This window comes from Thalassotalea sp. G20_0, from assembly GCF_017744175.1.
In the GTDB taxonomy this organism is placed as follows: Bacteria; Pseudomonadota; Gammaproteobacteria; order Pseudomonadales; family Endozoicomonadaceae; genus Endozoicomonas.
On sequence record NZ_JAGHQV010000035.1, the window covers coordinates 46,618 to 60,966 of the forward strand.

Consider the following 14,349-nt stretch of genomic DNA (forward strand, 5'->3'; position numbering starts at 1 on the left):
AAGCAGACTGCGGTTCTGTTCAGAAGTTCATTTTGCTGAACTGTCTATAAACGCAAATGGCTGGAGAAGAACATCTACTCTGAATTGTGAAAACGGTTCTTGAGTCATGATGGCAGGGAGACGATTACTGGCTGTTTGTTCTCTTCTTTATTTGATCAATAAATGGTTTCATTACATCCTGGTGCCAAAGCCGGTTAACCGGGATTTCAATGACCTCAAATCCTGATTTTTTTAGCAGTGCGATTTTCAGCAGAGTTGAACCTTTCCTGGTTTGGAAATCACCTCCCACGTAATGAGACGGTCCCTGAACTTCAATCACCATGTTGTGATCTGGCAATAACAGGTCAACCGGAGGCAATGAGTTCAAACTCTTTTCTTCTTCAATCTTCAAAGAGGGCATACAGGATTGGAGTTGATTGCGGAAGTCGGCCTGGGTTTTTGAAATTGCTGTCTGGTACTGGCGGACGACCGGACACGCTCTGCCAAGCCAACTTGAGGCCATGATCATGGTGGATTGATCCTCTTCATCATGCGGCGAGTTATTTTTCAGGCGAGTCAACAGGTCATCCATGTGCTTTTCAAGTACGTTATTTTTATTGGCATTGGAGTCTAGAGCCAGCCTGGCACAGCATACCATGACTCCCCAGAGAGACATCGATATCTCTTCCCTGGAAAACTCAAGGTTCTCACTGATTCGATAGACAAGCGATTCGCACGCAGAGGTAGCCAGGTTCAGCTCAATGAGTTCACCCAGTTTGGCCGTGGCCCACAGCAGGTTGGCAACATGCTGGGCAATAAATTGGTCTTCCTGTGCGTTCACCCGGTGTAACAGCTCAGCTACGGCCCCGTAGAGCCCTGGTGTTTGCTCCTGCCCGTTATCCCCCAGTTTTGCCATGGCCCAAAGCAGGTTGGCGATTTCCTGTGGGTTAAAGTTAGCTTTTTGTATGATCACGCAGGTCAACAGCGTAGTCACGGTTTCGTTGAACTCTGGTGTCTGCTTGAACCTGTTGTCTACCAGTTTTGCCATGGCCCACAACAGGTTGGAGATATCCTGTGGTTTAAAGTTAGCTTTCTGTACTTTCACGTGGGGCAGTAGCGTGGCCACGGCCTCGTTGAGCCCGGGTGTCGGCTTCTGCTCGTTGTCCACCAGTTTTGCCATGGCCCACAGCAGGTTGGCGATATCCCGGACATTAAATTGGTCTTTCTGTGTGTTCACCTGGGGCAACAGTGCGACCAGTGCTTCGTTGAGCCCGGGTGTCTGCTCCAGCCCATTGTCCACCAGTTTCGCCATGACCCACAGAAGGTTGGCAACATGCTGGGCATTAAATTGGTCTTTTTGTGCGTTCACGTAGGGCAAAAGTGCAGCCACGGCCTCGTTGAGCTCTGGTGTTTGCTCCTGCCCGATGTCCACCAGTTTCGCCATGGCCCACAACAGTTTGGCGATTCCCACGGCATTAAGTTGGTTTTTCTGTGCGTTCACGAGGGGCAACAGGGCGGCCACGGCCGCATTGAACTCTGGTGTCCACTCCTGCCCGTTGTTCACCAGTTTCATAATGGCCCACAGCAGGTTGGCAATGCCCTGGGCATTAAGTTGGTTTTTCTGTGCGTGCACGAGGGGCAACAGGGCGGCCAAGGCCTCGTTGAGCTCTGGTGTCTGCTCCAGCCCGTTGTCCACCAGTTTCGCCATGGCCCACAACAGGTTGGCGATATGTTGAGGAATAAAATGGTCTCTCTGTGCGTTCACGAGAGGCAACAGGGCGGCCGCGGCCTCGTTGAGCCCTGGTGTCTGTTGCTGCGTATTTTCCACCAGTTTCGCCATGGCCCACAGCAGGTTGGCGATACCCTGAGGAATAAATTGGTTTTTCTGTGCGTTCACGTGGGGCAACAAGGCGGCCACGGCCTCTTTGAACCCTGGTGTCTGCTCCAGCCCGTTGTCCACCAGTTTCGCCATGGCCCACAGCAGGTTGGCAATGTTCTGGGCATTAAGTTGGTTTTTCTGTACGTTCACGAGGGGCAACAGGGCGGCTAAGGCCTCTTTGAGCCCGGGTGTCCGCTCCAGCCCGTTGTCCACCAGTTTCGCCATGGCCCACAGCAGGTTGGCAAGACCCTGGGCCTTAAATTGGTCTTTCTGTGCGTTCACGTGGGGCAACAGGGCGACCACGGCCTCGTTGAGCCCTGGTGTCGGCTCCAGCCCGTTGTCCACCAGTTTCGCCATGGCCCACAGCAGGTTGGCAATGCCCTGGGCCTTAAATTGGTCTTTCATTGCGCTCACGTGGGGCAACAGCGCGACAACGGCCTTGTTAAACTCCGGTGTCTGCTTCTGCCCTTTGTCCACCAGTTTCGCCATGGCCCAAAGCAGGTTGGCAATGCCCTGGGCCTTAAATTGGTCTTTCATTGCGCTCACGTGGGGCAACAGCGCGACAACGGCCTTGTTAAACTCCGGTGTCTGCCTCTGCCCGTTGTCCACCAGTTTCGCCATGGCCCAAAGCAGGTTGGCGATACCCCGGGCATCAATATTCCTGGCTTGAGGTTTTTGGCTGCAGTTAAATATTATTGCATCCATTAGCGTTGACAATAAGTGAGCTTGAGTAAGCTTGACACGCTCATCCATGGGGAAATGAGGGGTAAAAACACCCGCTGAAGTCAATGAATGAAGTGTTGTCGTCAGGCTTCGCCAATTCCAGCTACGTGTTGGGATAAAGTTTTGCAACATACGTATCAGCTGGCTTTGTTCCGCCCGGTTTAACGGTCTTTTAGCAGCTGACGTGTATTCTTTAATTGAATTGGCAAATTGACTGTGATTTTTTCCATTATAGCGATGACCGAAATGATCCGATTTACTCAACAGATCATCCATTATTTCCTGTGTGATGAGGGCATTAAAATCTTGAGCAGGGTTTACTGAACGGCACTGTAGATGTTGAGAAGAGCGTGTGCCAGAAGAATGGTAAAATTCATTGCGATCCGGCACAGTTCGGGGGGGATGATCCCATGGTCTGACTGTGGCATGCCTATATCGTCCACGCCCTGAAGAAGGGGCATGGTTATTCGGTTGGTTGTAATCATTACCTGATCTTGTGTATCGGCCACTGATACCAGAAGATCTTCTATCCATAATTATATTTCATTAATTCATGAGAATATAAAAAGCAGACTGCGGTTCTGTTCAGAAGTTCATTTTGCTGAACGGTTTATAAACGCAAGTGGCTGGAGAAGAACATCTACTCTGAATTGTAAAAACGGTTCCTGAGTCATGATGACAGGGAGACGATTACTGGCTGTTTGTTCTCTTCTTTACTTGATCAATAAATGGTTTCATTAAATCCTGGTTACAAAGCTGGTTAACCGGGATTTCAATGACTTCAAACCCTGCTTTTTGCAACAGTGCGGTTTTCAGCAGAGTCGCACCTTTCCTGGTTTGGAAATCACCATTCACGTAATGAAACGGCCCCTGAACTTCAATAATAATGTTGTGATCTGGCAGTAACAGGTCAACCGGAGGTAATGAGTTCAAACTCTTTTCTTCTTCAATCTTCAAAGAGGGCATACAGGATTGGAGTTGATTGCGGAAGTCGGATTGACGTTTTGAAACGATTGTCTGGTAATGGGGGGTGAACGGACACGCTCTGCCAAGCCAACTGGCGGCCATGGCAATGGTGGTTTGATCCTCTTCATTATCTGGGAATGTATTTTCCAGGCGAGTCAACAGGATATCCATGTGCGTTTCAAGCACACTATTTTTATTGGCATTGCAGTCCAGATACAACCTGCCACAGCATACCATTACTCCCCAGAGAGATATCAATATCGCTTGCTGAGAGAGCTGAGGGTTTTCACTGATTCGGTAGACAAACGATTCGAACGTGGATGTAACCACGTTCAGCTCAACGAGCTCACCCAGTTTCGCCGTGGCCCACAACAGGTTGGCGATACCCTGGGCTTTAAATTGGTCTTTCTGTGCGTTCACTTGGGGCAACAGCGCGGCCACGGCCTCTGTGAAATCTGGTGTCCACTCCTGGCTGTTGTCCACCAGTTTCGCCATGGCCCACAGCAGGTTAGCGATAGCCTGGGCATTAAATTCGTCTTTTTGTGCGTTCACGTGGGGCACCAGCGCGGCTACGGTCTCTTTAAGCTCTGGCGTCTGCTCCTGGCCGTTGTCCACCAGTTTCGCCATGGTCCACAGCAGGTTAGCGATAGCCTGGGCATTAAATTGGTCTTTCTGTGCGTTCACGTGGGGTAACAGCGCGGCCACGGCCTCGTTGAGCCCTGGTATCCGCTCCTGCCCGTTGTCAGCCAGTTTCGCCATGGCCCACAGCAGGTTGGCGGTAGCCTGGGCATTAAATTGGTCTTTCTGTGCGTTCACGTGGGGCAACAGCGCGGCCACGGCCTCGTTGAGCCCTGGTGTCCGCTCCTGCCTGTTGCCCACCAGTTTCGCCATGGCCCACAGCAGGTTGGCGATAGCCTGGGCATTAAATTGGTCTTTCTGTGCGTTCACGTGGGGCAACAGCGCGGCCACGGCCTCGTTGAGCCCTGGTGTCCGCTCCTGGCTGTTGTCCACCAGTTTCGCCATAGCCCACAGCAGGTTGGCGGTAGCCTGGGCATTAAATTGGTCTTTCTGTGCGTTTACGTGGGTTAACAGCGCGGCCACGGCCTCGTTAAGCCCTGGTGTCCGCTCCTGCCCGTTGTCCACCAGTTTCGCCATAGCCCACAGCAGGTTGGCGATAGCCTGGGCATTAAATTGGTCTTTCTGTGCGTTCACGTGGGGCAACAGTGCGGCTACGGTCTCTTTAAGCTCTGGCGTCTGCTCCTGCCCGTTGTCCACCAGTTTCGCCATGGCCCACAGCAGGTTGCCGATATCCTGGGCATTAAATTGGTCTTTCCATGTGTTCACGTGGGGCAATAACGCGGCCACGGCCTCTTTGAGCTCTGGTGTCTGTTCGTGCCCGTGGTTCACCAGTTTCGCCATGGCCCACAGCAGGTTAGCGATACCCTGAGGAATAAATTGATCTTTTTGTGCGTTCACTTGGAGCAACAGCGCGGTCACGGCCTCTTTGAGCTCTGGTGTCCACTCCTGCAAGTTGTCCACCAGTTTCGCCATGGCCCACAGCAGGTTGGCGATACACTGGGCATTAAATTGGTCTTTCTGTGCGTTCACGTGGGGCAACAGCGCGGCCACGGCCACGTTGAGCCCTGGTGTCCGCTCCTGCCCGTTGTCCACCAGTTTCGCCATAGCCCACAGCAGGTTGGCGATACACTGGGCATTAAATTGGTCTTTCTGTGCGTTCACGTGGGGCAACAGCGCGGCTACGGTCTCTTTAAGCTTTGGCGTCTGCTCCTGGCCGTTATCCACCAGTTTCGCCATGGCCCACAGCAGGTTGCCGATATCCTGGGCATTAAATTGGTCTTTCCATGTGTTTACGTGGGGCAATAACGCGGCCACGGCCTCTTTGAGCCCTGGTGTCTGTTCGTGCCCGTGGTTCACCAGTTTCGCCATGGCCCACAGCAGGTTAGCGATACCCTGAGGAATAAATTGATCTTTTTGTGCGTTCACTTGGAGCAACAGCGCGGCCACTGCCTCTTTGAGCCCTGGTGTCCGCTCCAGCCCGTTGTTCACCAGTTTCGTAATGGCCCATAGCAGGTTGGCAATGTCCCGGGCGTTAAGTTGGTTTTTCTGTGTGTTCACTAGGGGCAAGAGTGTGGCCACAGCCTCTTTGAGCCCTGGTGTCCACTCCTGCAAGTTGTCCACCAGTTTCGCCATGGCCCACAGCAGGTTGGTGATATGCAGAGGAATAAATTGGTCTTTCTTTGCGTTTACGTGGGGCAACAACGCGACCACGGCCTCTTTGAGCCCTGGTGTCTGCTCCTGCCCGTTGTCCACCAGTTTCGCCATGGCCCACAGCTGGTTGGCGATTCCCCGGGCATCAATGTCCCTGGCTTGAGGTTTTTGGTTGCACTTGAATATTATTGCGTCAAGCAGAGTGGACAATAAGGATGCTTGAGTTAGCTTGACACGCTCATCCATGGGGTTATGAGGGGTAAAAAAACCCGCTGAAGTCAATGAATGTAGTGTTGTCGTAAGGCTTCGCCAGTCCCAACGCCGTGTTACGGTAAAATTTTGCAGCAAACGTATCAGCTGGCTTTGTTCAGCTTGATTTAACGGTCTTTTAGCAGCTGATGTGTATCTTTTAATTGAATCAGTATACAGACCGTGATGTCTCCCATCATAGCGATCACCGAAACGATAAGATTTACTCACCAGATCATCCATTATTTCCTGTTTGATGAGCGCATTAAAATCTTGAGCAGGGTTTACTGAGCGGCGCTGTAGATGTTGAGAAGAGCGTGCGCCAGAAGAATGGTAAAATTCATTACGCCCCGGGGTAGTGCGGGGGGTACTATGCCGCTGTCTGACTGTAGTCTGTCTATATCGCCCATGCCTTGAAGAAGTGGCATGGTTATCCGGTTGGTTGTAATCATTACCAGGTCTTGCGTATTTGCCACTGAAACCAACAGAGGTTCTATCCATAATTATATTTCATTAATTCATGAGAATATAAAAAGCAGACTGCGGTTCTGTTCAGAAGTTCATTTTGCTGAACGGCTTATAAACGCCAATGGTTGGAGAAGAACATCTACTCTGAATTGAGAAAACGGTTCTTGAGTCTTGATGGCAGGGAGACGATTACTGGCTGTTTGTTCTCCTCTTTATTTGATCAATAAATGGTTTCATTAAATCCAGGTTCCAAAGCCTGTTAACCGGGATTTCAATGACCTCAAATCCTGATTTCTGCAGCAGTGCGATTTTAAGCAGCGTCGAACCCTTCCTGGTTTTGAAATCACCATTGACGTAATGAGACGATCCCTGAACTTCAATCACCATGTTGTGATCTGGCAGTAGCAGGTCAACCGGAGGTAATGAGTTAAGACTCTTTTCTTCTTCAATCTTCAAAGAGGGTATGCATGATTGGAGTTGATTGCGGAAGTTGGCCTGATGTTTTGAAATGGTTGTCTGGTAATGGGGGTTGAACGGACACGCTCTGCCAAGCCAACTGGCGGCCATGGCCATGGTGGTTTGATCCTCTTCATTATCCGGTGATGTATTTTCCAGGCGAGTCAATAGGTCATCCATGTGCTTTTCAAGCACGTTATTTTTATTGGCATTGGAGTCTGGAGACAACCTGGCACAGCATACCATTACGCCCCATAGAGACATCGATATAACTTGCCTGGAGAGCTGAGGGTTTTCACTGATTCGGTAGACAAGCGATTCGAATGTAGAGGTAACCACATTCAGCTCAACGAGTTCACCCAGTTTCGCCATGGCCCACAGCAGGTTGGCGATACCCTGTGGTTTAAAGTTAGCTTTCTGTGCCCTCACGTGGGGTAACAACGCAGCCACGGCCGCTTGGAACTCTGGTGTCCACTCCTGCCCGTTATCCACCAGTTTCGCCATGGCCCACAGCAGGCTGGCGATGTGCTGAGGAATAAATTGGTCTTTCTGTGCGTTCACGTGAGGCAACAGCGTGGCCACAGCCTCGTTGAGCGCTGGTGTCTGTTCCTGCCCGTTGTCCACCAGTTTCGCCATGGCCCATAGCAGGTTGGCGATCTCTTGTGGTTTAAAGGTAGCTTTCTGTGCATTCACGTGGGGCAACAGTGCGGTCACGGCCTCGTTGAGTTCTGGTGTCGACTCCTGCCCGTTGTCCACCAGTTTCGCCATGGCCCACAGCAGGTTGGCAATGGCCTGGGCATTAAGTTGGTTTTTCTGTGAGTTTACGAGGGGCAACAGCGCAGCTACGGCCTTGTTGAGTTCTGGTGACCTCTCATGCCCGTTGTCCACCAGTTTCGCCATGGCCCACAGCAGGTTGGTGATACCCTGTGGTTTAAAGTGAGCCTTTTGTGCGTTCACGTGGGGCAACAGGGCGGCCAAAGCCTCTTTGAGCACTGGTGTCTGCTTCTGCCCGCTGTCCACCAGTTTCGCCATGGCCCACAGCAGGTTGGCGATATCCCGGGCTTTAAATTGGTCTTTCTGTACGTTCACGTGGGTCAACAGTGCGGCCACGGCCTCGTTGAGCTCTGGTGTCCGATCCTGCCCGTTGTCCACCAGTTTCGCCATGGCCCACAGCAGGTTGGCGATTCCCTGGGCATTAAATTTATTTTTCTGTACGTTCACGTGGGGCAACAGCGCGGCCACGGCCTCTTTGAGTCCTGGTGTCCACTCCTGCTCGTTGTCCACCAGTTTCGCCATAGCCCACAGCAGGTTGGCGATACCTTGTGGTTTAAAGGTAGCTCTCAGTGCATTCACGTGGGGCAACAGGGCGGCTACGGCCTCGTTGAGTTCTGGTGTCGACTCCTGCCTGTTGTCAATCAGTTTCGCCATGGCCCACAGCAGGTTGGCGATTTGCTGAGGAATAAATTGGTCATTCTGCGCGTTCACGAGAGGCAACAGGGCGGCCACGGCCTCGTTGAGCCCTGGTGTCCGCTTCAGCCCGTTTTCCACCAGTTTCGTAATGGCCCACAGCAGGTTGGTAATGTCCCGGGCATTAAGTTGGTTTTTCTGTGCGTTCACGAGGGGCAACAGGGCGGCCACGGCCTCGTTGAGCCCTGGTGTCCGCTCCAGCCCGTTGTCCACCAGTTTCGTAATGGCCCACAGCAGGTTGGTAATGCCCTGGGCATTAAGTTGGTCTTTCTGTGCGTTCACGAGGGGCAACAGTGCGGCCACGGCCTCGTTGAACCCTGGTGTCCGCTCCAGCCCGTTGTTCACCAGTTTCGTAATGGCCCACAGCAGGTTGGCAATGTCCCGGGCATTAAGTTGGTTTTTCTGTGCGTTCACGAGGGGCAACAGTGCGGCCACGGCCCCGTTGAGCCCTGGTGTTCGCTCCAGCCCGTTGTCCACCAGTTTCGTGATGGCCCACAGCAGGTTGGTAATGCCCTGGGCATTAAGTCGGTCTTTGTGTGCGTTCACGAGGGGCAACAGGGCGGCCACGGCCTCGTTGAGCCCTGATGTCAGCTCCAGCCCGTTGTCCACCAGTTTCGCAATGGCCCACAGCAGGTTGGCGATACCCTGAGGATTGAATTGGTCTTTCTGTACGTTCACGTGGGGCAGCACGGCGGCCAAGGCCTCGTTGAATTCTGGTGTCTGCTTCTGGCCGTTGTCCACCAGTTTCGCCAGGGCCCACAGCAGATTGGCGATACCCCAGGCATCAATATCCCGGGCTTCAGGTTTTTGATTGCAGTTAAATATTATTGCATCAAGCAAAGTTGACAATAAGGCAGCTTGAGTCAGCTGAACACGTTCATGCATGGGTTTATAAGGGGTAAAAACACCCGCTGAAGTCAATGAATGAAGTGTTGTCGTCAGGCTTCGCCAATCCCAGCGCCGTGTTGGGGTGAAATTTTGCAGCATACGTATCAGCTGGGTTTGTTCCGCCCGGTTTAACGGTCTTTTAGCAGCTGACGTGTATTTTTTAATTGAAATGGCATATTGACTGTGATTTTTCCCATTATAGCGATGACCGAAACGATCCGCTTTACTCAACAGATCATCCATTATTTCCTGTTTGATGAGGGCATTAAAATCCTGAGCAGGGTTTACTGAACGCCCCTGTAGATGTTGAGAAGAGCGTGTGCCTGAAGAATGGTAAAATTCATTGCGATCCGGTGCAGTACGGGGGGGATTATCCCATGGTCTGACTGTGGCATGTCTATATCGCCCACGCCCTGAAGAAGGGGGATGGTTATTCGGTTGGGTGTAATTATTACCTGATCTTGTGTATTTACCACTGATACCAGCAGATCTTCTATCCATAATTATATTTCATTAATTCATGAGAATATAAAAAGCAGACTACGGTTCTGTTCAGAAGTTCATTTTGCTGAACGGTTTATAAACGCAAGTGGTTGGAGGAGAGCATCTACTCTGAATTGTGAAAACGGCTCCTGAGTCACGATGACAGGGAGGCGATTACTGGCTTTTTGTTCTCTTCTTTATTTGATCAATAAATGGTTTCATTAAATTCTGGTTCCAACGCTGTTTAACCGGAATTTCAATGACCTCAAACCCTGCTTTTTGCAACAGTGCAATTTTCAGCAGAGTCGAACCATTCCTGGTTTTGAAATCACCATTCACGTAATGAAATGGTCCCTGAATTTCAATCACCATGTTGTGCTCTGGCAGAAACAGGTCAACCGGAGGTAGTAAGTTCAAACTCTTTTCTTCTTCAATCTTCAAAGAGGGAAGGCGTGATTGGAGTTGATCACGGAAGAAAGTTTGAGGTTCTGAAATAGTTGCCCGGTAATGGGGGACGATCGGAAACGGTCTGCCAAGCCAACTGGCGGCCATGGCAATGACGCGTTGATCCTTTTCATTGTCCGGGGGGGGATTTTCCAGGCGAGTAAGCAGGTCATCCAGGTGCTTTTCAAGCACGTTATTTTTATTGGCTTTGGAGACCAGAGACAACCTGGCACAGCATACCATTACGCCCCAGAGAGACATAAGTATATTTTGCTGAGAGGACTGAGGGTTTTCACTGATTTTGTGGACAAGCGATTTGAAGATAGAGGTAACCACGTCCAGCTCAACGAGCTCACCCAGTTTCGCGGTGGCCCAAAGCAGGTTGGCGATTTCCTGTGGTTTAAAGTTAGCTTTCTGTGCGTACACCCGGGGCAACAACGCGGCCACGGCCTCGTTGAGACCCGGTATCTGCTCTTGCACGTTGTTCACCAGTTTTGCCATGCTCCACAGCAGGTTGGCGATATGCTGAGGAATAAATTGGTCTTTTTGTGCGTTCACGCAGGGCAACAACGCTGCCACGACCTCGTTGAGCTCTGGTGTCTGCTCCTGCCCGTTGTCCACCAGTTTCGCCATGGCCCACAGCAGGTTGGCGATCTGCTGAGGAATAAATTGGTCTTTCTGTGCGCTTACCCGGGGCAACAGCGCGGCCACGGCCTCGTTGAACTCTGGTGTCCGCTCCTGCCCGTAGTCCGCAAGTTTCGCCATGGCCCACAGCAGGTTGGCGATATTCTGAAGAATAAATTGGTCTTTCTGTGCGCTTACCCGGGGCAACAGCGCGGCCACGGCCTCGTTGAACTCTGGTGTCCGCTCCTGCCCGTAGTCCGCAAGTTTCGCCATGGCCCACAGCAGGTTGGCGATACTCTGTGGTATAAAGTTAGCTTTCTGTACGTTCACAAGGGGCATCAGCGTGGTCAAGGCCTCGTTGAGCTCTGGTGTCCGCTCCTGCCCGTTGTCCAGCAGTTTCGCTATGGCCCACAGCAGGTTGGTTATTTCCTGCGGTTTAAAGCAAGCTTTTTGTGTCTTTACATGGGGCAACAGCACGGCCACAGCCTCTTTGAGTTCTGGAGTCTGCTCCTGACCGTTGTCCACCAGTTTCGCCAGGGCCCACAGCATGTTGGTGTTATCCTGGACATTAAATTGGTCTTTCTGTGCGATCACCCGGGGCAACAGCGCGACCAGGGCTTCGTTGAGCCCCGGTGTTTGCTCCAGCCCGTTGTCCACCAGTTTCGCCATGGCCCACAGCAGGTTGGCGATATTCTGAGGATTAAATTGGTCTTTCTGTGCCTGCACCTGGGGCAACAGCCCGGCCACGGCCTCTTTGAGCCCTGATGTTTGCTTCAGCCCGTTGTCCACCAGTTTCGCCATGGCCCACAGCAGGTTGGCGATTCCCTGGGCAGTAAATTGGCCTTTCTGTGCGTTCACATGGGGTAACAGCGCCACCACCGCCTCTTTGAGCCCTGGTGTCCGCTCCAGCCCGTTTTCCACCAGTTTCGCCATAGCTGACAGCAGGTTGACAATGCCCTGGGGATTAACCTGGTTTTTCTGTGCGTTTACGAGGGGCAACAGGGCGGCCACGGCCTCTTTGAGCCCTGGTGTCCGCTTCAGCCCGTTGTCCACCAGTTTCGCCATGGCCCACAGCAGGTTGACAATAGCCTGGGCATTAAACAGGTCTTTCTGTGCGTTCACCTGGGGCAACAGCGCAGCCATGGCCTCGTTGAGCCCCGGTGTCCGCTCCTGTCCGCTGTCCACCAGTTTCGCCATGGTCCACAGCAGGTTGGTGATTTCCTGTGGGTTAAAGTTAGCTTTCTGAGTGTTCACGTTGGGCAACAACGCGGCCACGGCCTTGTTGAGCTCTGGTGTCTGCTCCAGCCCGTTGTCCACCAGTTTCGCCATGGCCCACAGCAGGTTGGCGATAGCCTGAGGAATAAATTGGTCTTTCTGTATGTTCACGTGAGGCAGTAGCACAGCTACGGCCTCCTTGAGCTCTGGTGTCTGCTCCAGCCCGTTGTCCACCAGTTTCGCCATGGCCCACAGCAGGTTAGAGATTTCCTGTGGGTTAAAGTTAGCTTTCTGTGCGTTCACCCGGGATAACAACGCGGCCACGGCCTCGTTGATCTCTGGTGTCCACTCCCCGTTGTCCACCAGTTTCGCCATGGCCCACAGCAGGTTGGCGATACCCTGGGGATTGAATTGGTCTTTCTGTACGTTCACAAGGGGCAACAGGGCGGCCACGGCCTTTTTGAACTCTGATGTCTGCTTCTGCCCGTTGTCCACCAGTTTCGCCAGGGCCCACAGCAGTTTGGTGATTCCCCGGGCATCAATATCCCGGGCTCCAGGTTTTTGGTAGCAGTTAAATATTATTGCATCAAGCAGAGTTGACAATAAGGCAGCTTGAGTGAACTGAACACGCTCATGCATGGGTTTATAAGGGGTAAAAACACCCGCTGAAGTAAATGAATGAAGAGTTGTCGTCAGGCTTCGCCAATCCCAACGCCGTGTTGGGGTAAAATTTTGCAGCATACGTATCAGCTGGCTTTGTTCCGCCCGGTTTAACGGTCTTTTAGCAGCTGACGTGTATCTTTTAATTGAAAGGGCATATTGACTGTGATTTTTTCCATTATAGCGATGACCGAAACGATCCGCTTTACTCAACAGATCAGCCATTATTTCCTGTTTGATGAGGGCATTAAAATCCTGAGCAGGGTTTACTGAACGGCCCTGTAGATGTTGAGAAGAGCTTGCTCCGGAAGAATGGTGAAATTCATGGCGACCCGGCGCAGTGCGGGGGGGATTATCCCATGGTCTGACTGTGGCATGTCTGTATCGTCCACGCCCTGAAGAGGGGGCATGCCCTTTCGGTTGGTTGTAATCATTACCTGATCTTGTGTATTTACCACTGATACCAGCAGATCTTCTATCCATAATTATATTTCATTAATTCATGAGAATATAAAAAGCAGACTGCGGTTCTGTTCAGAAGTTCATTTTGCTGAACGGTTTATAAACGCAAGTGGTTGGCGAAGAGCATCTACTCTGAATTGTGAAAACGGTTCCTGAGTCACGATGGCAGGGAGACGATTACTGGCTGTTTGTTCTCTTCTTTATTTGATCAATAAATGGTTTCATTAAATCCTGGTTGCAAAGCCGGTTAACCGGAATTTCAATGACCTCAAATCCTGATTTTTGCAGCAGTGCGATTTTAAGCAGCGTCGAACCCTTCCTGGTTTTGAAATCACCATTGACGTAATGAGACGATCCCTGAACTTCAATCACCATGTTGTGATCTGGCAGTAGCAGGTCAACCGGAGGTAATGAGTTCAGACTCTTTTCTTCTTCAATCTTCAAAGAGGGCATGCATGATTGGAGTTGATTGCGGAAGACGGCCTGATGTTTTGAAATGGTTGTCTGGTAATGGGGGTTGAACGGACTCGCTCTGCCAAGCCAACTTGCGGCCATGACAATGATGGTTTGATCCTCCTCATTATCTGGGAATGTATTTTCCAGGCGAGTCAACAGGATATCCATGTGCTTTTCAAGCACGTTATTTTTATTGGCATTGGAGTTTAGAGCCAACCTTGCACAGCATACCATTACGCCCCAGAGAGACATCGATATATCTTGCCTGCAGAGCTGAGGGTTTTCACTGATTCGGTAGACAAGCGATTCGAATGCAGAGGTAACCACATTCCGCTTAACGAGTTCACCCAGTTTCGCCATGGCCCACAGCAGGTTGGCGATACCCTGTGGTTTAAAGTTAGCTTTCTGTGCGCTCACGTTGGGTAACAGCGCGGCCACAGCCGCATTGAACTCTGGTGTCCACGCCTGCCCGTTATCCACCAGTTTTGCCATGGCCCACAGCAGGTTGGCGGTGTGTTGAGGAATAAATTGGTCTTTCTGTATTTTCACGTGGGGCAACAGAGCGACCACGGCATTGTTAAGCGCTGGTATCTGCTCCTGCCCGTTGTGCGCCAGTTTCGCCATGGCCCACAGCAGGTTGGCGATCTCTTGTGGTTTAAAGGTAGCTCTCAGATCATTCACGTGGGGCAACAGTGCGGTCA

5 protein-coding genes are annotated in these 14,349 nt (G+C 51.6%); all 5 read right to left on the minus strand.

Features of this window, described 5'->3' with window-relative positions:
- Positions 1–124: 124 nt before the first annotated feature.
- Positions 125–3,115 carry a DUF1601 domain-containing protein gene (locus tag J7438_RS18510; RefSeq protein WP_209277715.1) on the minus strand — a complete coding sequence of 997 codons (2,991 nt, stop codon included), beginning with the start codon at positions 3,113–3,115 and terminating at the stop codon, positions 125–127.
- A gap of 156 nt (positions 3,116–3,271) precedes the next feature.
- On the minus strand, positions 3,272–6,526 hold the full coding sequence (locus tag J7438_RS18515) for a DUF1601 domain-containing protein (protein WP_209277716.1): 3,255 nt from the start codon (positions 6,524–6,526) through the stop codon (positions 3,272–3,274).
- Between the two features lie 156 nt (positions 6,527–6,682).
- Positions 6,683–9,805 carry an RAP domain-containing protein gene (locus J7438_RS18520; RefSeq protein WP_209277717.1) on the minus strand — a complete coding sequence of 1,041 codons (3,123 nt, stop codon included), beginning with the start codon at positions 9,803–9,805 and terminating at the stop codon, positions 6,683–6,685.
- Positions 9,806–9,961: 156 nt separating this feature from the next.
- Complete coding sequence (locus J7438_RS18525; protein WP_209277718.1) at positions 9,962–13,213, minus strand: RAP domain-containing protein; 3,252 nt, start codon at positions 13,211–13,213, stop codon at positions 9,962–9,964.
- Positions 13,214–13,369: 156 nt separating this feature from the next.
- A partial coding sequence (locus J7438_RS18530) for an RAP domain-containing protein (RefSeq protein ID WP_209277719.1) occupies positions 13,370–14,349 on the minus strand: 980 nt, incomplete at its 5' end.